General features: G+C 70.1%; 23 protein-coding genes. 15 read left to right on the top strand and 8 right to left on the bottom strand.

Translation table 11 applies throughout. The features are described from left to right. Positions 1-11: 11 nt before the first annotated feature. Positions 12-284, bottom strand: a complete 273-nt coding sequence (locus tag LQ757_RS13550; RefSeq protein WP_231047776.1) for an acylphosphatase — start codon at positions 282-284, stop codon at positions 12-14. 35 nt (positions 285-319) lie between these two features. Between LQ757_RS13550 and LQ757_RS13545 the strand changes: the two genes are divergently transcribed. Together LQ757_RS13545 and LQ757_RS13540 are read left to right on the top strand one after the other, a co-directional pair. Beyond that, complete coding sequence (locus LQ757_RS13545) at positions 320-706, top strand: iron chaperone (protein ID WP_231047775.1); 387 nt, start codon at positions 320-322, stop codon at positions 704-706. Between the two features lie 80 nt (positions 707-786). Further along, entirely contained in the window at positions 787-1,194 is a 408-nt protein-coding gene (locus LQ757_RS13540) for a PQ-loop domain-containing transporter (RefSeq protein WP_231047774.1), read from the top strand. On the opposite strand, the gene LQ757_RS13535 is transcribed toward LQ757_RS13540, so the two are convergent. Both LQ757_RS13535 and LQ757_RS13530 read right to left on the bottom strand, forming a co-directional pair. Next, positions 1,111-1,692, bottom strand: a complete 582-nt coding sequence (locus tag LQ757_RS13535; RefSeq protein ID WP_231047773.1) for a TetR/AcrR family transcriptional regulator — start codon at positions 1,690-1,692, stop codon at positions 1,111-1,113. The genes LQ757_RS13540 and LQ757_RS13535 overlap by 84 nt on opposite strands. Before the next feature lie 98 nt (positions 1,693-1,790). Further along, on the bottom strand, positions 1,791-2,150 hold the full coding sequence (locus LQ757_RS13530; RefSeq protein ID WP_231047772.1) for an SPW repeat domain-containing protein: 360 nt from the start codon (positions 2,148-2,150) through the stop codon (positions 1,791-1,793). Between the two features lie 182 nt (positions 2,151-2,332). Between LQ757_RS13530 and LQ757_RS13525 the strand changes: the two genes are divergently transcribed. Continuing rightward, complete coding sequence (locus LQ757_RS13525) at positions 2,333-3,835, top strand: flotillin family protein (protein WP_231047771.1); 1,503 nt, start codon at positions 2,333-2,335, stop codon at positions 3,833-3,835. Between the two features lie 184 nt (positions 3,836-4,019). Here LQ757_RS13525 and LQ757_RS13520 read toward each other — a convergent pair whose 3' ends face one another. Beyond that, the gene (locus tag LQ757_RS13520; protein ID WP_231047770.1) at positions 4,020-5,384 is read right to left on the bottom strand and encodes an NAD-dependent succinate-semialdehyde dehydrogenase; all 1,365 of its coding nucleotides are present in this window, start codon (positions 5,382-5,384) and stop codon (positions 4,020-4,022) included. A 169-nt stretch (positions 5,385-5,553) separates the two neighbouring features. On the opposite strand from LQ757_RS13520, the gene LQ757_RS13515 reads away from it, so the two are divergent. The 7 genes from LQ757_RS13515 to LQ757_RS13485 all read left to right on the top strand — a co-directional run bounded on the left by LQ757_RS13515 (position 5,554) and on the right by LQ757_RS13485 (position 12,602). After that, positions 5,554-6,786 (top strand): CaiB/BaiF CoA transferase family protein, encoded by a 1,233-nt coding sequence (locus tag LQ757_RS13515; RefSeq protein ID WP_231047769.1) that lies wholly within the window; start codon positions 5,554-5,556, stop codon positions 6,784-6,786. A gap of 25 nt (positions 6,787-6,811) precedes the next feature. Further along, positions 6,812-8,008: an acyl-CoA dehydrogenase family protein gene (locus LQ757_RS13510; protein WP_231047768.1), complete on the top strand. Its 1,197-nt coding sequence runs from the start codon at positions 6,812-6,814 to the stop codon at positions 8,006-8,008. Positions 8,009-8,162: 154 nt separating this feature from the next. Next, positions 8,163-8,987, top strand: coding sequence for an amino acid ABC transporter substrate-binding protein (locus tag LQ757_RS13505; protein ID WP_231047767.1), 825 nt, complete (start codon positions 8,163-8,165; stop codon positions 8,985-8,987). Positions 8,988-9,061: 74 nt separating this feature from the next. After that, on the top strand, positions 9,062-9,727 hold the full coding sequence (locus LQ757_RS13500) for an amino acid ABC transporter permease (protein WP_231047766.1): 666 nt from the start codon (positions 9,062-9,064) through the stop codon (positions 9,725-9,727). Beyond that, positions 9,714-10,610, top strand: a complete 897-nt coding sequence (locus LQ757_RS13495; protein ID WP_304504437.1) for an amino acid ABC transporter ATP-binding protein — start codon at positions 9,714-9,716, stop codon at positions 10,608-10,610. Before LQ757_RS13500 ends, LQ757_RS13495 begins: the two co-directional genes overlap by 14 nt. A gap of 32 nt (positions 10,611-10,642) precedes the next feature. Further along, positions 10,643-11,770 (top strand): NAD(P)/FAD-dependent oxidoreductase, encoded by a 1,128-nt coding sequence (locus LQ757_RS13490; RefSeq protein WP_231047765.1) that lies wholly within the window; start codon positions 10,643-10,645, stop codon positions 11,768-11,770. Between the two features lie 73 nt (positions 11,771-11,843). After that, positions 11,844-12,602: a Pr6Pr family membrane protein gene (locus LQ757_RS13485; RefSeq protein ID WP_231047764.1), complete on the top strand. Its 759-nt coding sequence runs from the start codon at positions 11,844-11,846 to the stop codon at positions 12,600-12,602. Here the strand turns inward: LQ757_RS13485 and LQ757_RS19310 are convergent. From LQ757_RS19310 to LQ757_RS13460, 4 genes are all read right to left on the bottom strand, one after another. Further along, positions 12,490-14,016 (bottom strand): flavin monoamine oxidase family protein, encoded by a 1,527-nt coding sequence (locus LQ757_RS19310; protein WP_304504436.1) that lies wholly within the window; start codon positions 14,014-14,016, stop codon positions 12,490-12,492. The two genes, LQ757_RS13485 and LQ757_RS19310, sit on opposite strands and share 113 nt — an antisense overlap. Positions 14,017-14,042: 26 nt before the next feature. After that, positions 14,043-15,275 carry an aminotransferase class I/II-fold pyridoxal phosphate-dependent enzyme gene (locus LQ757_RS13470; protein WP_231047763.1) on the bottom strand — a complete coding sequence of 411 codons (1,233 nt, stop codon included), beginning with the start codon at positions 15,273-15,275 and terminating at the stop codon, positions 14,043-14,045. Positions 15,276-15,430: 155 nt separating this feature from the next. Next, positions 15,431-16,855, bottom strand: coding sequence for an aspartate aminotransferase family protein (locus LQ757_RS13465; RefSeq protein WP_231047762.1), 1,425 nt, complete (start codon positions 16,853-16,855; stop codon positions 15,431-15,433). Between the two features lie 119 nt (positions 16,856-16,974). Beyond that, complete coding sequence (locus LQ757_RS13460; protein WP_231047761.1) at positions 16,975-18,540, bottom strand: CoA-acylating methylmalonate-semialdehyde dehydrogenase; 1,566 nt, start codon at positions 18,538-18,540, stop codon at positions 16,975-16,977. A 123-nt stretch (positions 18,541-18,663) separates the two neighbouring features. Between LQ757_RS13460 and LQ757_RS13455 the strand changes: the two genes are divergently transcribed. The 5 genes from LQ757_RS13455 (at position 18,664) to LQ757_RS13435 (ending at position 23,792) form a co-directional block, all read left to right on the top strand. Then, the gene (locus LQ757_RS13455) at positions 18,664-20,385 is read left to right on the top strand and encodes a PucR family transcriptional regulator (protein ID WP_231047760.1); all 1,722 of its coding nucleotides are present in this window, start codon (positions 18,664-18,666) and stop codon (positions 20,383-20,385) included. A gap of 170 nt (positions 20,386-20,555) precedes the next feature. Further along, positions 20,556-22,046 (top strand): APC family permease, encoded by a 1,491-nt coding sequence (locus LQ757_RS13450; protein WP_231047759.1) that lies wholly within the window; start codon positions 20,556-20,558, stop codon positions 22,044-22,046. After that, positions 22,030-22,470 (top strand): GlcG/HbpS family heme-binding protein, encoded by a 441-nt coding sequence (locus LQ757_RS13445; protein WP_231047758.1) that lies wholly within the window; start codon positions 22,030-22,032, stop codon positions 22,468-22,470. The genes LQ757_RS13450 and LQ757_RS13445 overlap by 17 nt, the downstream gene beginning before the upstream one ends. 109 nt (positions 22,471-22,579) lie before the next feature. Then, positions 22,580-23,041 carry a VOC family protein gene (locus LQ757_RS13440; protein ID WP_231048184.1) on the top strand — a complete coding sequence of 154 codons (462 nt, stop codon included), beginning with the start codon at positions 22,580-22,582 and terminating at the stop codon, positions 23,039-23,041. Between the two features lie 13 nt (positions 23,042-23,054). Continuing rightward, positions 23,055-23,792 carry a winged helix-turn-helix transcriptional regulator gene (locus tag LQ757_RS13435; RefSeq protein ID WP_231047757.1) on the top strand — a complete coding sequence of 246 codons (738 nt, stop codon included), beginning with the start codon at positions 23,055-23,057 and terminating at the stop codon, positions 23,790-23,792. The last annotated feature ends 25 nt before the right edge of the window (positions 23,793-23,817 follow it).

The raw sequence follows: 23,817 nt of genomic DNA, 5'->3' as shown, positions 1-23,817 counted from the left end.
GCTCACGACCCTCACGACCTGATGTGGAACCCCGGTTCGCCCGTCGGCTCGAGGTCGGTGGTCGTGAGCATCGTGACACTGGCTCCGGGCGGCCCCTCGTCGAACCACGCCAGCATCGCATCGACCGCCGAGGCCTCGCCTTCGACCTCGGCCTCGAGCGCGCCATCCGATCGATTGCGCACCCAGCCGGCCACGCCGAGTCGCTGCGCCTCGACACGGGTGCCGAACCTGAACCCCACGCCGTGCACCGCACCCTGCACGGTCACGCGCACTCGGACGACCATGTGGCGAGGATAGCCCCGCGAGTAGGATGCCCGCCATGGGCATCGTCACCGACTACCTGGCCGCGCGCGAGGGCGAGAACCGCACGGCGCTCGAACACGTCATCACCGTGGCTCGCGAGCTCGCGCCCGACGCCACCGAGGGTGAGAGCTACGGCATGCCGGCGCTGCTCTATCGCGGCAAGGGCCTCGTCGCCGTGCTGGAGGCGAAGGCGCACCTCGGCCTCTACCCGTTCAGCGGGCAGGTGCTGCCCGGCCTCGCCGCCGACCTCGACGATTTCGACTGGTCGCCGGGCGCGTTGCAGTTCACTGCGGAACATCCGGTGCCCGATGACCTGCTGCGCCGCATCATCACCGATCGGATGTCGCAGATCGACGCCCAGCTCGACAAGAAGCGACGCCCACCCGCAGGCGCGTCTACATAGATCTACCCATGCGGCCGGCCGACCAAGATGCGCGGTTCGGCCGACGCGGGCGATCGGATGTCGCGCCTAGCGTTCTGGTCATGGACATCCCGATCCTCGCCGGCACGATCTCGACCGTGGTCTTCGCGGTCAGCAATCTGCCGATGCTGCGCAAGGCGCTGCGCACGCGGGATGTCTCGTCGTACAGCCTGTCGAGCTTGCTGATGATCAACGCAGCGAACGTGGCCTACTCGCTGTACGTGTTCAGCCTGCCGTTCGGGCCGATCTGGGCGCTGCACACGTTCTACCTCGTCTCGTGCGGCATCATGCTCGTACTGTGCGTGCGGGCGCGTCGCGCCTCGACGGGCAACGATTCGCGGGGCCGCGGTTCGCGGGGCGACGCCTCGCGGGGCGACGCCCCGCAGTCACGCGGGCGCGGCCGAGGCGTCGAGCCCGGCGCAGATGAGCTCGGCGAGCGCCCGAAGGTCGATTCCGGCGTCTTCGCCTGACTCCCCGTGGTCGGCATGCGGCCGGATCGACAGGATCGCCACCCAGGCGGCGGCGGCCGCGTGCAGCGCACGCGCGGCGATCGGGGCGAGCACGCTGCCGCGCAGCACCCGCTCGACGATGCCCTGCACCTGCTGTCGATACTCGCGAAGCTTCGCCCGCACATCGGGGTGCGTGCGCTGTTCGCGCCAGACGATGACGCCGAGCACCGCCGACTCGGCCTGGATGTCGGAGAGGGCCTTCGAGAGGTTGAGCAGGGCGCCGACGGGGTCGCCCGGCTCGACGAGGGCGTTCGCGTCGATGGGCCCGAGGTCGAGTCGCTCGGACACCAGCGCGCGCAGCAGGTCGTGCTTCGTCGGGAAGTAGTAGAACAGCAGCCCCTTCGGCACCCCGGCCGCCGCGGCGATGCTCGAGGTCGGCGTGGCGTCGAAGCCGCGCTCGGCGAAGAGGCGCTCCGCAGCGTCGAGGATGCGCTCGCGAGTGCCCGGCGGTTCGGTCATGGCCTGCTCTCTCGAACGGGAAGGGGGGCGGACGCGTGCGCGCCCGCCCCGTGATCGGATCGGTGCTCAGTGGGTGATCGGCTCAGTGCGTGATCGGCTCAGTGCGTGATCGCGTCGTGATGCGCCTTCATGCTCGGGCGGATGGCGAGGGCGGCGACGATGACGACGACGGCTCCACCGATCCACGACATCCAGGCGGGACCGAAGGTCATCGGGTCTGCGTATCCGCCGATCCATGGCGAGACGATCAGCAGCAGGCCGAGGGCCCCCTGCACGTACTCCATGGCGACCATGCCCGGCATCGCGAGGTTCACGACGCCCGAGACGATCAACAGTGCGCCGAGCGTGAGCATGAGCGCGAGCGATGACCCCATCGGGGGCATGAGCAGCGCGGACACGGCCACGACGATGCCGACGGCGATCGCCACCCAGTCCTCCCAGCGTGTCCATTTCTTCATCGAACCAACCTCCTCCGAGTCGGCAGCACCCCCGTCCGGGGGACAGTTCAACGGTAGAACTGATTGACCGCCCGGTCAAGATCCAGATCGGTCTCGGCCCATGCAGAAGTATCCATTGCGCGCGGAGCGCGGGGCATCCATTCTTGACGGAGCCCTACTCCACCCCCACAGAAGGAACCCCGGTGCCCGACCTGCTCTTCAGTCCAGTCTTCGCCGTCATCGCCCTCGTCATCGTCGCGCTCATCATCGTGTGGGTCTGGGCGAAGGTGCTCTACCGCAACGTGTCGCCCGACGAGGCGATCGTCGTCACCGGCAAGCGCTCGCGCCGCCGCGTCGTCGACGGCGTCGACACCGAGGAGTCGGGCCAGCGCGTCGTGCACGGGCAGGGCGTCTGGATCATGCCGTTCTTCCAGAAGGCGCACAAGATCTCGCTGCGCTCGCGTGCGATCGAGATCCGCGCTGAGGCGCAGACGAACAACGGCATCACCGTGCACGTCGACGCCGTGGCGATCGTGAAGGTCGGCGACAGCGCCGCATCGATCCGTGCCGCCGCGCAGCGGTTCCTGGGGCAGGACAAGAACATCGACATGTTCGCGCAGGAGGTGCTCTCGGGTTCACTGCGGGCGTCGATCGGTGCGACCGACGTGCTCACGATCATCAACCGCCGCGACGAGCTCTCGGCAGCGGTGCTCGGCGTCGCCCGCGAATCGCTCGTGAACCAGGGCCTCGACGTCGACTCGTTCGAGATCAAGGGCATCTCCGACACCAACGGCTACATCGACGACCTCGGCCGCGCCGAGCAGGCGAAGGTGCGAAAGCAGGCCGAGATCGCCGAGGCCGAGGCGCAGCGCGAGGCCCGCGAGGCGGTCATCGCCGCCGAGCAGACCGTCGCTGAGCGCGAGGCCGAACTCGCCCAGCGCAAGGCCGCGCTGCAGCGCGAGACCGACAAGGCGACCGCCGAGGCCGCCGCGGCCCGCCCGCTCGCCGAGGCGCTCTCGCAGCAGGAGGTCGTGGCCCAGCAGGAGATCACGGCGCAGAAGAAGGCCGCGCTGCGCGCGGCGGAGCTCGACTCCGAGGTCAAAGCCGTCGCCGACGCGCAGGCCTACAAGGTGAAGGTCGAGGCCGAGGCGGCCGCCGACGCCGTGCGCATCGCCGCCGATGCCGACCGCGTCGCCCGCACCGCGTCGGCCGAGGCGCTGAAGGCCGAAGGTCTCGCCGAGGCCGACGCCATCCACGCCAAGGGTGCCGCCGAGGCGGCCGCGACGAAGGCCGCCGCCGAGGCCGTCGCCCAGCAGTCCGAGGCGCTGCTGCAGATGCGCCTCATCGACGCGCTGCCGCTCATCGCCCGCGAGCTCGCCGCGCCGATGTCGAACATCGACCAGCTCACGGTCGTGTCGACCGACGGCGCGTCGCAGCTCGCGAAGAACGCCGTCTCGGGCATCACCGAGGTCGATGCGATGCTCAGCTCGACGATGGGCGTCGGCATCCGCGAGCTCATCGGGTCGCTCGTGGGCGGCACGGCCGCCGGCGCCGCCGCCGCAACCGCGGTCGCCCGCAACGCCGAGCCCGCGCCCGTCGCAGGCGAACTCGTCGGGCTCGACGACGACGGCACGCGCTTCGAGGGCGTCGCCGAGGACGCGCTCGACGAGTCGACCGACCGAGAGGTTCCAGCCGTCACGGAGTAGCGCCGCTCGCGGCCCGGCTTATCGGCTCGTCTCGCCGCCGCCGCCGCCGTCGCCGCCTCGCGACCGCTGCGGTGCGTCACGAAAACAGGCAGACACGCCGAGGCGGACACGAAAACAGGAACGGATGACCCGACTCGGGTCATCCGTTCCTGTTTTCGGTACGCGGCTCGGCGGGCGCGTGAGGTCAGCCGATGCGGATGAGCTTCTTGTTCACGAACTCGTCGGCGCCCAGCCGGCCCATCTCGCGGCCGGTGCCCGAGCGCTTCACGCCGCCGAAGGGCAGTTCGGCGCCGTCGGCGAGCACGACGTTCACGAACACCATGCCGGCCTCGATGCCGTCGGCCACGCGCTGCGCCTGCTGCTCATCGGTCGTGTAGACGTACGAGCCGAGGCCGAACGGGATGTCGTTCGCGAGGCGAACGGCGTCGGCCTCGTCCTTCGCGCGGTAGACCTGCGCGACCGGTCCGAAGAACTCCTCCTTCGAGGCGGGGTTCTCGGGCGTGACATCGGTGAGCACGGTCGTCTGGAAGAACGCGCCGTCGCGGGCACCACCGTGCACGAGGGTCGCACCGTGCTCGACCGCGCGCTTGACCTGGGCGTCGAGGCCCTCGGCAGCCTTGAGCGACGACAGCGGGCCGAGCGCGGTGTCGGCCGAGGTGGGGTCGCCCGTCTCGATCTCGGCGAGCTTCGCCGTGAACCTCTCGAGGAACGGCTCGTAGTACTCGTCGGCGACGATGAAGCGCTTCGCGGCGTTGCACGACTGGCCGTTGTTGTCGAGGCGTGCATCGACCGCGTTCTGCACGGCGGTGTCGAGGTCGTCGGTCGAGAGCAGGATGAAGGGGTCGGAACCGCCCAGCTCGAGCACGACCTTCTTGAGGTGGCGCCCGGCGATCTCGGCGACGGCGGCACCGGCGCGCTCGGAGCCCGTGAGCGAGACGCCCTGCACGCGCGGATCGGCGATGACGGTCGCGATCTGGTCGTGCGTGGCGTAGATGTTCACGTACGCGCCCGCGGGGAAGCCGGCGTCGAGGAAGATCTGCTGGATCGCCGCGGCCGACTCGGGGCACTGCTCGGCGTGCTTCAGCACGATCGTGTTGCCGATGATGAGGTTCGGTCCGGCGAAGCGGGCGACCTGGTAGTACGGGAAGTTCCACGGCATGACGCCGAGCAGCACGCCGAGCGACGAGCGGCGCACGACCGCAGAGCCGTCGCCGGCGAGCAGCGTGATGGGCTCGTCCTTCAGGAAGTCGGCCGAGTGGTCGGCGTAGTAGCCGTAGATGTCGGCGGCGAAGTCGACCTCGCCGAGCGCCTGCTCGATGGGCTTTCCCATCTCGCGAACGATGATCTCGGCGAGCTCCTGGCGGCGCTCGGTGTGCAGCTCGCTTACGCGGCGAACGAGCGCGGCGCGCTCCTCGACGCTCGACGCCTTCGACCAGGTGCGGTGCGCCTCGTCGGCCGAGGCGATCGCCGCCGTCAGTTCGGCGTCGGTGATCGTGGGGAAGGTCTTGATCGTCTCTCCGGTAGCCGGATTGACCACGGCGTAGCTCATGGGACTCCTCTGTCGTTAGGCCTGTCCCCAGCCTATGCCGAGAGCGACCGAGCTGGAATTCGACGTGGTGGCGGATTGCCCTGATCGGATCGACAGCGCGTACAAGCGACCGGAACTGGCGCTCGGTATCGTGGCCTGTGGTCGTGCCGGCGAAGGCGGAGGTGGCGCAATGGCAGACGGCGTGCTCCGCGGCATCCGCGTCGCCGACTTCTCCCGCGTGCTCGCGGGCCCCTACGCGACGATGATGCTCGCCGACTTCGGCGCCGACGTCGTGAAGATCGAGCCGCCTGCCGGCGACGACACCCGGCACTGGACGCCGCCGGTCGATGCGACCGGCCAGGCCACCTACTTCGGCAGCGTGAACCGCAACAAGCGCTCGGTCGCGCTCGATCTGACGGATGTCGCGGGCCGCGCCGAGGCGCACCGCCTCGCATCCTCGGCCGATGTCGTGATCGAGAACTTCAGGCCCGGCGTCATGGCACGCTTCGGGCTCTCGTTCGACGAGGTGCGCCGAGCGAACCCGGGCGTCGTGTACTGCTCGATCACGGGCTTCGGCACCGGTGAGGGCGCCGTGCTCGCCGGGTACGATCTGCTCGTGCAGGCCGTCGGCGGGCTCATGTCGATCACGGGCGCGCCCGACGGCGATCCGGCCAAGGCGGGTGTCGCCCTCGTCGACGTGCTCACCGGCCAGAACGCGTTCGCTGGGATCCTGCTCGCGCTGCGCGAGCGCGACCGCACCGGTGTCGGCCAGCTGGTCGAGGTGAACCTGCTGCAGAGCCTGCTGTCGGCGCTCACGAACCAGGCGGCCTCGACGCTCGCCACCGGCACCGCGCCGCGTCGGCTCGGCAACGCGCACCCGAGCATCGCGCCGTACGCGGTGTTCCACGCCGCCGACCGCGAGCTCGTGATCGCCGTCGGCAACGACAAGCAGTTCCGCGCGCTCGCCGGAGTGCTCGAGATTCCGACGGATCTCGATACGCGTCCTCCTTCGTCGGGCGCTACTCGATCGGCGGGGGCGCGTCCTCCTTCGTCGGGCGCTCCTCGATCAGCGGGGTTCGACGACCCGCGGTTCGCGACGAACGCCGATCGCGTTGCGCATCGCCCCGAGCTCACCGCCCTCATCGAGCAACGGCTGGCCGGGGCATCCGCCGACCACTGGATCGCCGCATTCGCAGCGGTCGGCGTTCCCGCCGGACTCGTGAACGACGTCGGCGAGGCGATCGCGTTCGCCGCGGGACTCGGGCTCGACCCGGTCGCCGAGATCGCGACCGAAGCCGGGCACACGAGCCGCACGGTCGCGAACCCGATCGGACTCGCCGCGAACCCCGCCGCCCACCGAACCGCTCCGCCCGCGCTCGACGAGCACGCGGGCGCCGACTGGCTCGAGACCTCCGCGCAGTGACCCTCCGCCCCCGAAAGGAACCACGATGACCACCGCACCGCGCATCGACGCCGTGTTCGACCTCGACGCCCTGCTCAGCGAAGACGAGCGCGAGTGGCAGCAGCGCGCGCGGCGCTTCGCGCAGGAGCGCATCGTGCCCGTCATCGAGGACGACTTCGAGCGGACGCACTTCCGCCGCGAGTTCGTGAAGGAGCTCGGCGAGCTCGGCTTCCTCGGCATGCACCTGAAGGGGTACGGATGCGCCGGGGCCGGCGCCGTCGCATACGGGCTCGTGTGCCTCGAACTCGAGGCCGCCGACTCGGGGTGGCGTACCTTCGTGTCGGTGCAGGGGTCGCTCGCGATGAGCGCGATCCACAAGTACGGCTCCGAGGAGCAGAAGCAGCGGTGGCTGCCCGGCATGGCCGCAGGCGACCTCATCGGATGCTTCGCGCTCACCGAGCCGCAGGGCGGCTCCGACCCGGCCGGCATGACGACGACGGCGCGGCGTGACGGCGACGGCTGGGTCATCGACGGGGCGAAGCGGTGGATCGGACTCGCGTCGCTCGCCGATGTCGCCGTCGTGTGGGCGAAGGTCGACGATCCGTCCTTCGGCGGCGGCACCGGGGGCCACGCGGTGCGGGGGTTCCTCGTGCCGACCTCGACGCCCGGGTTCACCGCGACGCCGATCGACGGCAAGCTCTCGATGCGCGCGTCGGTGCAGTGCGACCTCACGTTCGACGGGGTTCGGGTCGACGCCGACGCGATCCTGCCCAGCGCGAAGGGCCTCTCTGGCCCGTTCGGCTGCCTGAACGAGGCGCGCTACGGCATCGTGTGGGGGGCGATGGGCGCCGCGCGTGCATGCCTCGAGGCGGCGCTCTCACGGTCGATCGACCGCGAGGTGTTCGGCAGGCCGATCGGCGCGAACCAGCTCATCCAGGCGAAGCTCGCCGACATGTTCCTCGAGGTTGAGAAGGGCATCCTGCTGGCCCTGCACCTCGGCCGGCTCAAGGAGCGCGGCACGCTGACGCCGGCGCAGATCTCCGTCGGCAAGCTCAACAGCGTGCGCGAGGCGCTCGCGATCGCGCACGAGGCGCGGGCGATCCTCGCGGGCGACGGCATCACGAACGCGTGGCCCGTGATGCGGCACGCCGCGAACCTGGAGTCGGTGCGCACGTACGAGGGAACCGACGAGATCCACCAGCTCATCCTCGGCCGTGAGCTCACCGGGCTGAACGCGTTCTGACCGGACGCGCGTCCCGAACGCCCGGCGCGTTCGCTCCGGGAGGAATGAAACGCGGAGTAACGCCGTTTCATCCATGAGGCCGGGTCGTGATGGACTCGACCGCATCGAGCGCCGCACATCCGCGGCCGCACACCTCCCCATGAACGGAGCCTCCATGACCCGCGCCTCTCGCGTCCGCACCCTGCTCGGCCTCGCCGCGGCCTCCGCTGCCGTCGTCGCACTCGCCGCATGCTCGAGCGCTGCGCCCGAGGCTTCGGCCGGGGCATCCGCCGCAGGTGACGACTTCGGACTCGTGAAGGCCGGCACGCTCACGGTCGCGACCGAGGGCACCTACCGCCCGTTCAGCTTCCACGAGGACGGCTCGGGCGACCTCGTCGGCTACGACGTCGAGGTGGCCGAGGCGGTCGCCGACAAGCTCGGCCTCGAGATCGAGTTCCAGGAGACCCAGTGGGACGCGATCTTCGCGGGCCTCGACGCGGGCCGCTTCGACGTGGTCGCGAACCAGGTTTCGATCAACCCCGAGCGTGAAGAGCAGTACCTGTTCAGCGCGCCGTACACCGTGTCGTCGGGCGTCATCGTCGTCAACCAGGGCGACAGCTCGATCTCGAGCTTCGACGACCTCGCCGGCAAGACCACCGCTCAGTCGCTGACGAGCAACTGGTACGAGCTCGCGACCGAGTCGGGCGCGGACGTCGAGGCCGTCGAAGGCTGGGCACAGGCCGTCGCACTGCTGCAGCAGGGCCGTGTCGACGCGACCATCAACGACGAGCTCACCTACCTCGATTTCGTGAACACCAACGGCCAGTCGGGCATCGAGGTCGCTGCGACCACCGACGACTCGTCGCTGAGCGCGCTCACGTTCACCAAGGACAAGGCCGACCTCGTCACCGCAGTCGACGCGGCGCTCGAGGAGCTGCGCGCCGAGGGCGTGCTCGCCGAGCTGGGCGAGAAGTACTTCGGCGCCGACGTCTCCGAGTAGTCTCTGGTTCCGTGACCGTCGGCCTCGCCAGGTGCGGGGCCGACGGTGTTTCCTGACGCGAAGGGCGGTCCGTCGTGGCCGATGGCTGGCAGCTGTTCCTCGAATCGTTCTGGCCGATCGTGGTCGGCGGGCTGACGGGCACCATCCCGCTCGCCCTCGCATCGTTCGCGATCGGCCTCGTGCTCGCGCTCGCCGTGGCGCTCATGCGACTCTCGAAGAACCGGGTGGTGTCGGGCATCGCCCGGTTCTACATCTCGGTCATCCGCGGCACGCCGCTGCTCGTGCAGCTGTTCGTGATCTTCTACGGCATGCCGTCGATCGGCATCGTGCTCGACCCGTGGCCGAGCGCCATCATCGCGTTCTCGCTCAACGTCGGCGGGTACGCCGCCGAGGTCATCCGCGCCGCGATCCTCTCGGTGCCGAAGGGCCAGTGGGAGGCCGGATACACGATCGGCATGTCGCCAGGCACGGCGCTGCGGCGCATCATCCTGCCGCAGGCCGCGCGCGTGTCGGTGCCGCCGCTGTCGAACACCTTCATCTCGCTCGTGAAGGACACGTCGCTCGCGTCGCTCATCCTCGTCACCGAACTGTTCCGCGTCGCCGAGAACATCGCCGCGTTCAGCGGCCAGTTCATGCTGATCTACCTCGAGGCGGCACTCATCTACTGGCTGTTCTGCCTCGTGCTCTCGAGTGGGCAGAGCATGCTCGAGAAGCGATTGGACCGTTATGTCGCGCAGTGACCCCAATAACAGCGGCGACCCAGGCAGGCGAGACGATGAACGGCGAGCGGATGTCCCGGGCGGCGACCCCCTCGCACCCTCCGAGACGCCCGACGATTCGGTGCTGCTCACGGCACGGGGCATCCGAAAGTCGTTCGGTGACAACGAGGTGCTGCGCTCGATCGATCTCGAGGTGCGTCGCGGCGAGGTCGTCGTCCTCATCGGGCCGAGCGGCTCGGGCAAGACGACGGTGCTGCGATCGCTGAACGGGCTCGAGACCCCCGACGCGGGCACGATCGACTTCGAGGGCGGCCCGTCGCTCGACTTCGCGGCGCCGATCGCGAAGGCGTCTCGGTTCGCGTTGCGCGACCGCTCGGCCATGGTGTTCCAGCAGCACAACCTGTTCCCGCACATGACCGTCATCGAGAACGTCATCGAAGGCCCCGTGCGGGTGCAGCGGGTGCCGAAGCCGCAGGCGATCGCCGAGGCATCCGCGCTGCTCGATCGCGTGGGCCTCGCCGACAAGCGCGACGCCTACCCGTTCGAGCTGTCGGGCGGGCAGCAGCAGCGCGTCGGCATCGTGCGGGCGCTCGCGCTGAAGCCACGGTTGCTGCTCTTCGACGAGCCGACCAGTGCGCTCGACCCCGAGCTCGTCGGCGAGGTGCTGCAGGTCATCAAGGAGCTCGCCGACGAGGGATGGACCATGGTCGTCGTCACGCACGAGCTGGGCTTCGCGCGGCAGGCGGCCGACGAGGTGCTGTTCATGGACGGCGGTGTCGTCGTCGAGCGCGGTGCCCCCGCGCAGATCTTCACGAAGCCGACCGAGGAACGCACGAGGCGATTCCTCGACCGCATCCTGCGGCCGCTCGACGAGGACGGCTCGGATTCGCCGGATTCAACCTAGACGCCGGGTCATCCGCGGCGAAGGATGGGGGCATGCCGACCAACGTCATGATCCTCGGCGCCGGCTTCGGCGGGCTGGAGTTGGCGAGCAGCCTGTCCGAGCGCCTCGCCGGCGAGGTCGAGGTCACCCTCGTCGACCAGCACGACGACTTCGTGTTCGGCTTCTCCAAGCTCGAGGTCCTCTTCGGACGCCAGAGCGCGGAGCAGGTGCGGATCCCCTATCGCCCGATGCGAGCGCCCGGTGTGGCGTTCCGGCAGGAGAAGGTGCTCGCGCTCGACCCGGCGACCCGGCACGTCGTGACCGACGCCGGCGCCTACGACCCTGACGTCATCGTCGTCGCGCTCGGCGCCGACTACGACGTCGCCGCGACCCCGGGTTTCGCCGACGGCGGCTTCGAGTACTACACGGTCACCGGCGCGGAACGGTTGCGCGACGAGCTCCGGTCATTCCGCGGTGGCAGGGTGATGCTCGCGGTCCTCTCCATTCCGTTCAAGTGTCCGCCCGCCCCCTACGAGGCGATCCTGCTGCTGCACGACGAACTCGTCGGCCGGGGCATCCGCGATGTCACCGACATGCACGTCGTCACTCCCCAACCGGCCCCGATCCCGGTGTCGCCCCAGGCTTCGGCGGCCTTCGAACGGGCGATGGGCGAGCGTGGGATCGCGTACACGACGCGCCGACGGGTCTACGGCATCGATCCCGCTGCGCGGGTCGCGCGGTTCAAGGACCACGACGAGCCGTACGACCTGTTCATCGGGATCCCGGTGCACAAGGTCCCCGACGTACTCAGTGACGCGGGGCTCGCCGAAGAGGGTTGGGTCGCGGTCGACCCGCGCACGATGCGAACCGGGTACCCCGGCGTGTACGCCATCGGCGACTGCACCGAGACGGGGATCCCCAAGGCCGGCACGTTCGCCGAGAGCACCGCGCACGTCGCCGCCGACGACATCGTGCGAAGCATCCGAGGTGCCGGCGCACTCGCGCCGGGAGGCACCGGACTCTGCTACATGGAATTCGGCAACGGCGAGGTCGGACGCGTCGACGTCGACTTCCACGCCGCCGGCGGCCCGACCGCGCCGCTCCTCGGACCCTCATCGGAGTACGTGGCGGAGAAAGCGGAGTTCGGCGCGACACGACGCGCACGCTGGTTCGGAGCGTGAGCCTCGGGGCAGACCGGTCTCGATACGCTCCTTCGTCGCACTCGACCAACGGGGGTGGGGCTAGCGTGGAGCCATGCCCGGCCCGCGTTCCCGCAGCGCCCCGGGTGAGGTGCGTGCGAGGCGGGTGCTCGGCGTCTTCCGGCTGCTCGTGGCCGCGCTCGAGGTCATCGCACTCGTCGGCAACTTCGAGTACGTGCTCGGGTTCCGCTTCTTCGCGACCGCGAACTTCTTCAGCTACTTCACGGTGCAGGCGGCCTTCGCCGCCGTCATCACGCTGACCGTCGCGGGCATCTACGCCCTCGCCGCCCCGCGCGACCCGGCGTGGCTCGGCATCGTCCGCACGATGGTGACCGTGTACGTGCTGGTCTCGGGCATCGTGTTCGGGATCATCGTGGCGCAGGCGTCGACCCGCGACTACCGCGTCGACGTTCCGTGGTCGGACACGCTGCTGCACTTCGTCGTGCCCACGCTCGCGATCGTCGCGTGGACGGCCGACAGCATCATCGCGGTCAACCCGAAGGTGCCGTGGACGACCGTGGGGTGGGTGCTCGTGTACCCCTCGATCTGGCTCGCCTACACCCTCGCGCGCGGCGCCGACGTGGGCTGGTACCCGTACTTCTTCCTCGACGAGGCGCAGGTCGGCGGCGCGGTCGGCGTCGCGTTCTACTGCGCGCTCGTGCTCGTGATCTTCGTGGCGCTGACCGCGGGGCTCGTCGCGATCAACCGCCTGCTGTGGCGGCAGGCGCGAAGGGCGCGAGATCGGCCAGCACCGCCGCCTCGAACTGCTCATCGTCGAGCGCCTCGAGTCGCTCGGCCTGCGTCGCGGCGATGAGCCCGACGAGCACGGGTTCGTCGTCGGGACGGCCGACGTCGACCCAGGCGGCGACCGTCGGCGTCTCGCCGACGACGGTCAGCACGTCGACGGATGCTCCGGGGCCCGAGTTATCCGTTCGCCAGAATGCCGAATCGAAACGCAGCCAGACGGTGTCGACGATGCCGACGCCGAGACGGGTGATCGCCCGCTGGTGCAGCAACGGCAGGCTGGGGGAGAAGCGTAGCGTGTCGGTCTTGAGTACGCCGAGCGGCACGGTCACGACCACTCGGTCGACGTTGAGCGACTCGCCCGAGTCGAGGCGCAGGCTCACCCGGCGCTCGTCGTAGACGATGCGGGTGACGACGCTCATCACGGCGATGTCGAGCTCGTCGGCGTAGGGCTCGAGGGCCGCGGCGATGCCCGTCGCGAGGTCGCCTCCGGGTGCGGCGCCCACCTCGATGAGGTCGACGTCGGACCGCGTCCCCGGCAACGCGACCAGCGCCGAGACCCGGTTCGCGGTCGCCCCGGTCACCGTCGCCACGCCGCTCGCGATGGAGTGGGCCAGCCAGTCGGCGGGGGAGACCCCGGCGGCGTCGTGTGTCGTCGACATCGACGCGGCGGTGCCCGATTCGACGATCGCGGTCGCGAGCGACAGGTCGCGGGTGCGCGCGGCGGGCTGGGCGGCCGCCCAGGCCTGCGCGGCCGCGATCGCATCGGATCCCGTCGATGGGATCGCCACGGTGAGCCCGTCGGGGGTTCGCGCCTCGGTCGGGGGCGCGACGGGGTGCAGCTCGACGGAGGCCTGGGCGAGCTGCGCAGTCAGCGTGCCTCCCCGCACGAACATCCCGCCGAGCTCGATCGGGCGGTCGAAGCCGGCCGCCTCCACGGTGTCGATGCGGCCGCCGATGCGGTCGCGCGCCTCCAGCACGACGACCTCGAGGCCGTGCCCGACGAGTTCGCGGGCAGCCGTGAGACCGGCGAGGCCCGCGCCGATCACGGCGACGCGCTCACCGGGCTCGGCCACGCCGGCGACGCTCGCCGCGGCGCGCAGACCCGAGTTGCGCGCACCCTGGAGCGTGCCGGGCGCATCGGGGTCGCACGCCTCGCCCGCGAAGAAGATGCGATCGCCGACCGGCTGGGCGAGCACCTCGCGCAGTTCGGGCGCGGCGCCTGCGGCGTCGAACGTGAACGAGCCGCGGGCGAACGGGTCGGCGCCCCATCGGGACCGGCTCATCGCGGTGGGCTGCGGAACGCCATCGACGGGCGGGGTCGGCGTGGGGGTCGGCGTCGTGGTGGCCGTGCCGGTCGGCTCCGGCGTCGGTGTCGGCTGCGGCCCGGTGCAGCTCGCGAGCACGACGCCCGCGATGCCCGACAGCGAGGCGGCGAGAAAGGTTCGCCGGGCCATGCCGCCGGGCGCCGCCCGTGAGTCCATGTGTTTCAGGCTAGCGCCCGACGCGCTCAGCCGGTCGGCGCGGCGGCCCTCCCCGCTTCGGCGTTCCGGGCCTCGACGGCACGGAATGCGGCGGCGAACCGTGGAATGCCCGCCTCGATGGTCTCCATGGTGGCGGTCAGCGAGATGCGGAAGAACCCGGGGGTCTCGAACATGCGCCCCGGCAGCACGAGCACGCCCTCGCGATCGAGCGCCTGCGTGAACGCGACGTCGTCTGCGAGCGGCGACTCGGGGAACAAGTAGAAGGTGCCCTCGGGAACCGTGAGGTTGTAGCCGATCTCGCGGAGCGCGGCGACCATCGTGTCGCGCTTGCGCTGGAACAGCTCGATGTCGAACGCGAGCTGCTCGAGGCGCGGAAGCCCGTACTGCATCGAGGAGTTGGGGAAGAGCCATCCGCCCGAGATCTGGACGGCCTCGATCGCGTCGCGGAACTGCTCGTGGCCGGGCATCGTCGGGGACACGGCGAGGTACCCGAGGCGCTCGCCCGGTGACAGCAGCGTCTTGCCGTAGCTGTAGGCCAGGAAGCTCCACGGGTAGAACTCGAGCGGGCTGCGGAAGCGGGCGCCGTCGTAGACGATGCGGTTGTAGGGCTCGTCGGAGATCAGGAAGATGCGGCGGCCGTTGCGTTCCGATGCCTCGTCGAGGATCTTCGCCAAGCGTTCGAGCGTCGCCGGGGGATAGATGCGGCCCGTCGGGTTGTTGGGACTGTTCACGATCACGATGCGGGTGCGTGGCGTGATCGCGGCCGCGATGGCGTCGAGGTCGAGGTCGAGGGTCTGCCGGTCGATCGACACCTTCACGGGCACGAGGCCGGCCTCGAGCACGAGGGGCTCGTACAGGAACCAGGGCGGCAGGCTGTAGACGACCTCGTCGCCCGGGTCGCCGACGATCTTGAGCGCGATCGAGATCGCGGCGAACCCGCCCGTCGTGAGGTGCACGTCGTCGGGCTCGAACGGCAGGTCGATGTGGCGCCGCAGCGAATCGGTCGCGGCCTCGATCGCCTTCGCGTCGCCGAAGTTGTACGCGAACCACAGTTCGTGCTGCGGGATCAGCGCCTCGCGCAGGATCTCGACGTACGCCTCGGAGGGCGGGTCGTGCGGATCGCCGAACGTGAAGTCGAGCACGCCCGGCTCATGTCGTCGCTGCTCGTAGCCCGAGAGCCGGTAGAACTCGTAGAGCAGCTGGAACGGAGTCGCGGCGGCGACGGTCGCGACCCGATCGGAGGTGAGGCGGTCGTCCATGAGCCCTCCCCAGGGGATCTGGGAGCCTCCGGACACGGAGGTCCCGCGGATTCCGCCATGCTACTCCGTGATGGCGAAACCGCGGGTTGAGGAGGGCCCGCAGCGCCCGTCTCGAAACCCGGCGCGCGCCCGCGGGTTTCGAGACGCTTCGCTCCTCAACCCGCGGAAACGAACCCGTCGGCGACGGTGAGCGCCTCGTCGATGATGTCGAGGCCGCGCGCGAGCTCGTCCTCGGTGATCACGAGCGGAGGGGCGACGTGCATGCGGTTGAAGTGGATGAACGGCCACAGGCCTGCCTGCTTGCAGGCGGCGGCGACCGCACCCATCGGAGCAGCATCCGAACCGCTCGCATTGAACGGGACGAGCGGCTCGCACGTCTCGGCGTCCTTCACGAGCTCGATCGCCCAGAACAGTCCGAGCCCGCGCACCTCGCCCACGCTCGGGTGCGTGGCGGCCATCGCCCGTAGGCGCGGCTCGACGACCCGGGCGCCGAGGTCGCGTACGCGCTCGAGGATGCCGTCGCGCACGAACACCTCGAACGTCGCGACGCCGGCAGCGCACGCGAGCGGATGTCCCGAATAGGTGAGTCCGCCCTGGAACGCCACCGTGTCGAAGTGCGAAGCGATGCGCTGCGAGATGACGACGCCGCCGAGGGGCACGTAGCCCGAGTTCACGCCCTTCGCGAAGGTGATGAGGTCGGGCACGACGCCGAAGTGGTTCACCGCGAACCACTCGCCGACGCGACCGAATCCGACCATGACCTCGTCGGCGATGTAGACGATGCCGTATTTGTCGCAGAGCTCGCGGACGCCCTGCAGGTACCCGGGCGGCGGCACGAGCACCCCGTTGGTGCCGACCACGGTCTCGATGATGATCGCCGCGATCGTCGATGCGCCCTCGAGGGTGATGACCTGCTCGAGGTGCGCGAGCGCGCGCTCGGTCTCCTGCGCCACGTCGGACGCGTGGAACGACGAGCGGTACGGGTACGGACCGAGGAAGTGGGCGACGCTGCCGTCGCTCGGCTCGTTCGCCCAGCGGCGCGGGTCGCCCGTGAGCGAGATCGCCGTCGCGGTGCCGCCGTGGTAACTGCGGTACATCGAGAGCACCTTGCGGCGGCCGGTCACGGCGCGGGCCATGCGCACGGCGTACTCGTTGGCGTCGGCGCCGCCGTTCGTGAAGAACACCTTGTCGAGGTCGCCCGGCGCGACCTCGGCGATGCGGCGGGCGAGCTCGCCGCGCACATCCGACGCCATCGACGGCTGGATCGTCGCGAGGCGCCCGGCCTGCTGCTGGATCGCCGCGACGAGGTCGGGGTGCTGGTGCCCGAGGTTCAGGTTCACGAGCTGCGACGAGAAGTCGAGGTAGGCGTTGCCCGCGTAGTCCCAGAACGTCGAGCCCTCGCCCGCCGCGATGGGCAGCGGGTCGATGAGGGCCTGCGCGCTCCACGAGTGGAACACGTGGCCGCGGTCGTCGGCGCGCACCTGCGCATCGGCGGCGGTGTCGGGCAGCGGATGCCGCGTGCCGAAGCGGTCGGCGAACGTCGCGGTCGCGACATCCGTCAGCTCGATCGTGTCGGTCATGAGAGAAGTCCTTGCGTTCGTGGGTTGAGGAGGCCCGCAGGGCCGTCTCGAAACCCGCTGCGGTAGTGGGTTTCGCGACGGCGCTGGCGCGCCTCCTCAACCCGCGGAGTGGTGAGTGTTCAGTGGTTCTGGGGGAAGCCCAGGTTGATGCCGCCGTGGGCGGAGTCGTTGCGCGTGGCCGGGTCGAGCCAGCGGCTCGTGATGGCCTTCTCACGGGTGAAGAAGTCGAACCCGTGAACGCCGTAGGCCTTCGCGTCGCCGAACAGCGACTGCTTCCACCCGCCGAACGAGTGGTACGCGACGGGCACCGGGATCGGCACGTTGATGCCGATCATGCCGACCTGCACCTCGGTCTGGAAGCGGCGGGCGGCCCCGCCGTCGTTGGTGAAGATCGCGGTGCCGTTGCCGAACCGGCCGGAGTTGATGAGGTCGAGGCCCTCGTCGTAGCTCGCCACACGCACGATCGAGAGCACCGGGCCGAAGATCTCCTCGGTGTACGCCCGCGACGTGGTGGGCACGCGGTCGAGGAGGGTCGGGCCGAAGAAGAACCCGTCCTCGTGCCCGTCGACGGTGAACCCGCGGCCGTCGACCACGATCTCGGCGCCATCGGCCTCGGCGATGTCGACGTAGCCCGAGACCTTGTCGCGGTGAACTCCCGTGATGAGCGGGCCCATGTCGGGCTCGATGCCGTCGACGCCCGCGCCGTTGCCGATCTTGAGCTTCGCGATGCGTTCGGTGATCTTGCCGATGAGCTCGTCGGCGACCGGCTCGACGGCCAGGACGACCGAGATGGCCATGCACCGCTCGCCGGCGGCGCCGTACCCGGCGTTCACGGCTTGGTCGGCGACGAGGTCGAGGTCGGCGTCGGGCAGTACGAGCATGTGGTTCTTCGCGCCGCCGAGCGCCTGCACTCGCTTGCCGTGCTTCGACGCCGTCTCGTAGATGTACTGCGCGATCGGGGTCGACCCGACGAACGAGATCGACTGCACCTCCGGCGAGGTGAGCAGCCCGTCGACCGCGAGCTTGTCGCCCTGCAGCACCGTGAAGACGCCATCGGGCAGGCCGGCCTCCTTCCAGAGCTCAGCGAGCCAGAGGGCGGCCGAAGGGTCCTTCTCGCTCGGCTTCAGGACGACGGCGTTGCCGGCGGCGATCGCGATGGGGAAGAACCACATCGGCACCATGGCCGGGAAGTTGAACGGGCTGATGATGCCGACCACCCCGAGCGGCTGCTTCAGGGAGTACACGTCGATGCCCGACGAGGCGTTCTCGGAGTAGGCGCCCTTGATCAGGTGCGGGAAGCCGGTGGCGAGTTCGACGACCTCCTGGCCGCGCAGGATCTCGCCCATCGCGTCGGAGAGGACCTTGCCGTGCTCGGCGGTGATGAGGGCGGCCAGCTCGCCCTTGCGCGCGTTGAGCAGCTCGCGGAAGGCGAACAGCACGGTCTGCCGCTTCGCGATCGAGTAGCGGCTCCATTCCTCGAACCCGGCCTGCGCCGACGCGATCGCCGCATCGATCTCCGCTTGATCGGCCAGCGCGACCTCGGCCTGCACGGCACCGGTCGCGGGGTTGTACACCGGGGCGGTTCGACCTGAAGTGGATGCGCGCAGCGCGCCGTCGATCCAGTGCCCGATCACCGGCGCCTCGGGGGTCGAGGTCGGCGAGGATGCGGTTTCGGTGAGGCTCATGGCGCTCCTTCGAGGTGAATGGCAGGGCGAACGGGGAGGATGGAATCGCCGATCCGGACAGATCGACCGGCATCCTCTAGGCTTGGTATTCCCCAGCATGACAGAGGATGTGAGCCGCACCAGATGCCAGATCGTCGCGAAGATGCCGCGATCCGAACGGATCGTCCGAGCGCCCCGAGTGCCCCGAGCGTGCCGTCTGCCGACGGCGGACTGCCCACCGTCCGCGAGATCCTGACGCTCCCGCCGGTCGCCGCAGGTGTTCCCGAGGTGCTGTCGAGCGAGAGCGCGCTCGATGCCCGGGTGCGCTGGGTGCACGTGTCGGACAGCGCGGGCGTCGCCCGTCTGCTCAACGGCGGCGAGCTGCTGCTCTCGACAGGTTCGGGCTGGCCGACCGAGCCCGACGAGCTCGCCGACTTCATCGTGGGACTCGTCGAAGCCGGGCTCTCGGGCCTCGTGCTCGAGCTCGGCGTGCACTACCGGTACGTGCCCGCGATCGTCGAGTCGGCCGCTCGCGAGCGCGGGCTCGCGCTGGTGGCCCTGCACCACGAGGTCAAGTTCGTCACGCTCACCGAGGCCGTGCACAGCCGCATCATCAGCGAGCAGACCGCGGCGCTTCGCGCCCGCGACGAGGTGCGCGAACGGTTCACCGCACTGAGCCTGCGCGGGGCGCCCGCAGACTACGTCGTTCGCCAGCTGGCCGACACGCTCGGCGCGGCCGTCGTGCTCGAGAATCTCGCGCACGAGGTGGTCGCGGCCGAGGGTGCGTTCGGTGCCGATGGCGAGGTGCTCGCCGACTGGGAGTCGCGGTCGCGTCGCGCGCATCGGCGTGCGACGGAACCGCCCGCCGCGGAACCGCCCGCGACGACGACGCCCGGGCAGGGCTTCTCACGTCGATCCGACGACTGGCTCATCGTGCCGGTCGAGGCACGGGGCACCCGCTGGGGCTACCTCATCGCCCTGCCCGGCCCGACGCATCCCGCCGGTCGCACCGCGGTGCTCGAACAGGGAGCCATCGCGCTCGCGCTGGGCCGTCTCGCCGAGGGTGATGCCGACGCCGACGAGTGGGTGCGTGCCAGCCGGCAACGACTCATCGACGGCCTGCTCGCCGGCCGGTTCGCGGGTCTCGCCGCGGCATCCGCTCGCCTCGTCGCGGCCGGGCTGCCGCTCGACGGGGCGGTCTTGCACGGGCTCGTCGCCACGGGTGCGCCGGTGACCGGAAAGGCGGCGGATGTCGCGGCGCGAACCCTCGGCGGGCGGGCGATCGCCGGCGACGCCCCAGGGTCCACGTCGTCGGGCCACGCCACGGTCGTGTTGTTGTCGCTCCCCGCGAGCAGTTCGTTCGGCGACCGCCACGCCAGTGCCTTCGCGCACGAGATCGCGGGTGGAGGGGCATCCGCCGATCGTCTCGTGCTCTCGATCGGTGCGGCCGCGGCCGATCTCGACGGGCTGCTCGGCTCGGTGCAGGAGGCGCTCGACCTCGCGCGCGCCCCCGGTGGGCGGGTTGCTCACGGGCCGACGTTGCGGCGCGGCGAGGATCGGCCGCTCATGCGCCTGGTCACCTCATTGCGCGACGACCATCGGCTGCTGCGGCACAGCGAGCGGATGCTCGCGCCGCTCATCGAGTACGACCTCGCCCGAGGCGGCGACCTGCTCCACGTGCTGGGGGCGATGCTCGCACATCCGGCGAATCGCACCGCTGCGGCATCCGCATCGCATCTCTCGCGGTCGGTGTTCTACCAGCGGCTCGCACTCATCGGCGACCTGCTCGGTGTCGACCTCGACGACGGCGAGACGCTGACCGCGTTGCATCTCGCGCTGCTCGTGCGTCGCAGCGCTTCGCGCTGAGTTCTGCAGCTCATCCGAGGGGCCGTCGATCCGACCGGCGAAACGGCGCCGTCAGGTCACAGTGTGCGGACATCGATCGAGCACCGGTGAGGGATCTTTACGACGGATCCGCCCGAGCCCTAGCGTCTCTCCAGTCTCGTACTGACGCGAGACCTCGGATTGGAGCATCGATGGCGCAAGGAAGCGCACTTCGCAGCAACGCGGTCGGACTCGGCGGCGCGGTCATTATGTCGGCCGCCCTCATGGGCCCCGCGGTGTCGGTCTATTTCAACCCCCAGGTGGTTGCCGCGAGCGCCGGGGCGGCCATGCCGCTCGTGTTCGTCATCGCGCTCGTCGTGATGCTCGTCGTCGCGAGCAGCATCATGGCGATGGCAAAGGCGTTCCCGAGCGCCGGGTCGTTCTACACCTACGTCTCGCGGGGCATCGGGCCGCGCACCGGCTTCGTGACCGGCGGGCTGATGTTCATAGCGTACGCGCTGCTCGTGCCCGCCGAGCTCGCCCTCATCGGGGTGTACACGCAGGACGTGCTCGCCGGCTACGGCATCCAGGTGCACTGGACGATCATCTCGGCGATCTTCACGGTGCTCATGGTGGTGCTCTCGCTGCGCGGCATCTCGGGGTCGCTGCGCACGGCCGCGATCCTCTTCTGCATCGAGGTCGGGGTCATCGTGCTGTTGAGCGCGATCGTGCTCATGCAAGGCGGAGCCGCGGGGCTCACGCTCGAGCCGTTCAGCCCGGCTGAATCCCCGAACGGGATCTCGGGGCTCGCGCTTGGAATGACCTTCGGCATCCTCTCCTTCGTCGGTTTCGAGGCGGCGACGACCCTCGGCGAGGAGGTGCGCGAACCGCGCCGCAACGTCCCCAGGGGCATCCTCTACTCGCTGCTGCTGGTCGGCGCGATCTACATCTTCTGCACCTACGCGGAGATGATCGGCTTCGGCGTCTCCGGGCTCGACAGCCTCGTCGGCAATGCCGCGCCGTTCAACGAGCTCGCTCGCACGTACGCGCCGTGGCTCGACCTGCTGATCGGTCTCGCCGGGATCTCGAGCATCTTCGCCGTCACGATGAACGCCAACAACGGCGTCGTGCGGATCATCTTCGCGATGGGTCGTGAGGGGATGCTCCCGTCGTCGCTCGGCCGCATCCACCCGGTGCACCGTACGCCGACGACAGCGATCTGGCTGCAGGCGATCGTCGCCGTGGTGTTCACCTTCGGTGTGGGATTGCTCGCGGGGCCATTCAACGCGTACGTCTACCTCGGCTCGATCCTCACGCTCGCGATCATCCCCGTGTACATCCTCACGAACATCGCGTGCATGCGGCACTTCGCCCGCGAGGGGCGCGCCGAGCGCAACGTCTGGCGGCACGCGGTGCTGCCGGTGCTCGGCATCGTGCTTCTGGGCATCCCGATCTACGGGCAGGTCTACCCGGTGCCGGCCGAGCCGCTGCGGTACTTCCCGTACATCGTGCTCGCCTTCATCGCGGCCATGGCGGTCATCGCGGTGGTGTTCGGGCGGAGGCGTCCTGAGGTGCTCGCCCGGGCGGGTGCGGTGCTCGCCGGCGGTGAGAGCGAGGTCGGGGGCGACGAGGATGCCTCGTCCGAGGCATCTTCGAACGCCGGTGCCGGCGCGACGGAGCAGGCGGATGCCGGAACCCGTTGAATTGCGGGCGGCCGTCTCGATCGGGCTCGACCTCGCGGTCGAGCTCGTCGGGGCGGCCCGCCGCCGCGCGGAGGAGCTCGGGGTCGCGGTGAGCATCGCGGTCGTCGATGCGGGCGGGCACCTTATCGGGTTCGCGCGGATGGACGGTGCCGAGATCGCAGGCCCGACGCTGGCGGTCGACAAGGCGTTCACGGCGGTCGCGCACCGGGCGCCGACCTCCGAGCTCGGCGGGCTCGCGGTGCCGGGCGGTGTGCTGTTCGGGTTGCACGCGAACGGCGGCGGTCGGTACGTGCTGTTCCCGGGCGGGATGCCTCTCGCGGTCGAGGGCGTGGTCGTCGGAGGCGTCGGTGTGAGCGGTGCGGATGCGGCCGACGATGAGGCGTGCGCGCGGGTCGCGGTCGAGCTGTTCGCGAGTCGGGGTTGAACCCGTCCTGAGCTGCGGCAGAGAAGAAAACACTTGCTATTGACAAGTGCACTTGCAAAGAGCAAGCTGGCCTGACAGAACAACACGACCCACACACCCTGGAGCAATGATGACCACCTCGAGCATCTTCGTGAACCTTCCCTCGACCGACCTCGAGCGTTCGAAGGCCTTCTACACGGCCCTCGGGTTCTCGATCAACCCGCTGTTCACCGACGAGAACGCCGCATGCGTCGTGCTCGGCGACAACCTCTACTTCATGGTGCTCACCCGCGAGTACCTCGGCACGTTCACCGACAAGCAGATCATCGACACCAAGACGCAGGCGCAGGTGAGCATCGCCCTCACCCGTGACTCGCGCGACGAGGTCGACGACGCGCTCGCCAAGGGTCTCGCCGCAGGTGGCACCGAGCCCCGCGAGGCGCAGGACTACGGCTTCATGTACTCGCGCGACCTCGAGGACCCCGACGGCAACATCCTCGGATTCCTCTACATGGAGCCCGCGGCAGCCGAGCAGGGCCCCGAGGCCTACCTGGCCGAGCAGGGAGCCTCGGCGCCTTCGGCGTCGGCCTGACCGGGGCCGGCACATGGCCACACGCGCCGCGCGCGGCTTCGGCCAGTACAGCGGCGCGGCGCGGACACTCGAGCGGGTCGGGGACAGGTGGGCGATGCTCATCGTCCGCGACCTGCTCGTCGGCGCGCGCCGGTATGGCGACCTGAAGGCGGGACTCCCGCGCATCCCCACCAACATCCTGAGCGACCGGCTCAAGGAACTGCAGGAGTCAGGGGTCATCAGGCGCGTGCCGACGGTGCGCGGCGGGTACGAGCTCACGGCGTTCGGCCGTGCGCTCGAACCCGTCGTCGTCGCGCTCGAGCGCTGGGGGTGGTCGGCGCTCGGCGAGCCCGCCGAGGGCGAGATCGTCACGGCCGATTCGCTGGCCGTCGCGTTGCGGGCGGCGTTCCGGTCGGATGCCGCTGCCGGCGCACCCCCGACCGAGTACGTGCTGCACGTGAGCGGTGTCTCACTCGTCGCGATCGTCGTGAACGCGACGCTCGAGGTGTCGCCCATCGGGCCCGGCGCCCTGCCGCAGCCCCAGCGAGGTGGCGCACCGGAAGTCGCGTTCGAGGTGAGCGCCGAGTTCGTGCTCAGCGCGGCGGAGTTCCGCGATCTCCTCTCGGGTTCGCTCGATCCGGCGGGGGTGCAGTTGCTCGCCGGCGAGCACGACGCGGTCGTGCGCTTCGCCCGCATGTTCCACATCGACCCGGTCGGTCCGGCGCCCGACGCCGTGGTCGGGTCGGGCGCAGCCGAGGTCTCGGTCGCCTGACTCAGTAACACCGCGCAATGCGCTG

Origin of the sequence: Agromyces cavernae, from assembly GCF_021044935.1 — a bacterium.
Lineage (GTDB): Bacteria > Actinomycetota > Actinomycetes > Actinomycetales > Microbacteriaceae > Agromyces > Agromyces cavernae.
This window is presented reverse-complemented; position numbering and strand designations above follow the sequence as displayed.

What these genes read in the sequence shown, in the direction of transcription:
- LQ757_RS13550 (WP_231047776.1), bottom strand. Translation starts at nt 284, where the DNA reads ATGGTCGTCCGAGTGCGCGTGACCGTGCAGGGTGCGGTGCACGGCGTG.
- LQ757_RS13545 (WP_231047775.1), top strand. Translation starts at nt 320, where the DNA reads ATGGGCATCGTCACCGACTACCTGGCCGCGCGCGAGGGCGAGAACCGC.
- LQ757_RS13540 (WP_231047774.1), top strand. Translation starts at nt 787, where the DNA reads ATGGACATCCCGATCCTCGCCGGCACGATCTCGACCGTGGTCTTCGCG.
- LQ757_RS13535 (WP_231047773.1), bottom strand. Translation starts at nt 1,692, where the DNA reads ATGACCGAACCGCCGGGCACTCGCGAGCGCATCCTCGACGCTGCGGAG.
- LQ757_RS13530 (WP_231047772.1), bottom strand. Translation starts at nt 2,150, where the DNA reads ATGAAGAAATGGACACGCTGGGAGGACTGGGTGGCGATCGCCGTCGGC.
- LQ757_RS13520 (WP_231047770.1), bottom strand. Translation starts at nt 5,384, where the DNA reads ATGAGCTACGCCGTGGTCAATCCGGCTACCGGAGAGACGATCAAGACC.
- LQ757_RS13515 (WP_231047769.1), top strand. Translation starts at nt 5,554, where the DNA reads ATGGCAGACGGCGTGCTCCGCGGCATCCGCGTCGCCGACTTCTCCCGC.
- LQ757_RS13510 (WP_231047768.1), top strand. Translation starts at nt 6,812, where the DNA reads ATGACCACCGCACCGCGCATCGACGCCGTGTTCGACCTCGACGCCCTG.
- LQ757_RS13505 (WP_231047767.1), top strand. Translation starts at nt 8,163, where the DNA reads ATGACCCGCGCCTCTCGCGTCCGCACCCTGCTCGGCCTCGCCGCGGCC.
- LQ757_RS13495 (WP_304504437.1), top strand. Translation starts at nt 9,714, where the DNA reads ATGTCGCGCAGTGACCCCAATAACAGCGGCGACCCAGGCAGGCGAGAC.
- LQ757_RS13490 (WP_231047765.1), top strand. Translation starts at nt 10,643, where the DNA reads ATGCCGACCAACGTCATGATCCTCGGCGCCGGCTTCGGCGGGCTGGAG.
- LQ757_RS13485 (WP_231047764.1), top strand. Translation starts at nt 11,844, where the DNA reads ATGCCCGGCCCGCGTTCCCGCAGCGCCCCGGGTGAGGTGCGTGCGAGG.
- LQ757_RS19310 (WP_304504436.1), bottom strand. Translation starts at nt 14,016, where the DNA reads ATGGACTCACGGGCGGCGCCCGGCGGCATGGCCCGGCGAACCTTTCTC.
- LQ757_RS13470 (WP_231047763.1), bottom strand. Translation starts at nt 15,275, where the DNA reads ATGGACGACCGCCTCACCTCCGATCGGGTCGCGACCGTCGCCGCCGCG.
- LQ757_RS13465 (WP_231047762.1), bottom strand. Translation starts at nt 16,855, where the DNA reads ATGACCGACACGATCGAGCTGACGGATGTCGCGACCGCGACGTTCGCC.
- LQ757_RS13460 (WP_231047761.1), bottom strand. Translation starts at nt 18,540, where the DNA reads ATGAGCCTCACCGAAACCGCATCCTCGCCGACCTCGACCCCCGAGGCG.
- LQ757_RS13455 (WP_231047760.1), top strand. Translation starts at nt 18,664, where the DNA reads ATGCCAGATCGTCGCGAAGATGCCGCGATCCGAACGGATCGTCCGAGC.
- LQ757_RS13450 (WP_231047759.1), top strand. Translation starts at nt 20,556, where the DNA reads ATGGCGCAAGGAAGCGCACTTCGCAGCAACGCGGTCGGACTCGGCGGC.
- LQ757_RS13445 (WP_231047758.1), top strand. Translation starts at nt 22,030, where the DNA reads ATGCCGGAACCCGTTGAATTGCGGGCGGCCGTCTCGATCGGGCTCGAC.
- LQ757_RS13440 (WP_231048184.1), top strand. Translation starts at nt 22,580, where the DNA reads ATGACCACCTCGAGCATCTTCGTGAACCTTCCCTCGACCGACCTCGAG.
- LQ757_RS13435 (WP_231047757.1), top strand. Translation starts at nt 23,055, where the DNA reads ATGGCCACACGCGCCGCGCGCGGCTTCGGCCAGTACAGCGGCGCGGCG.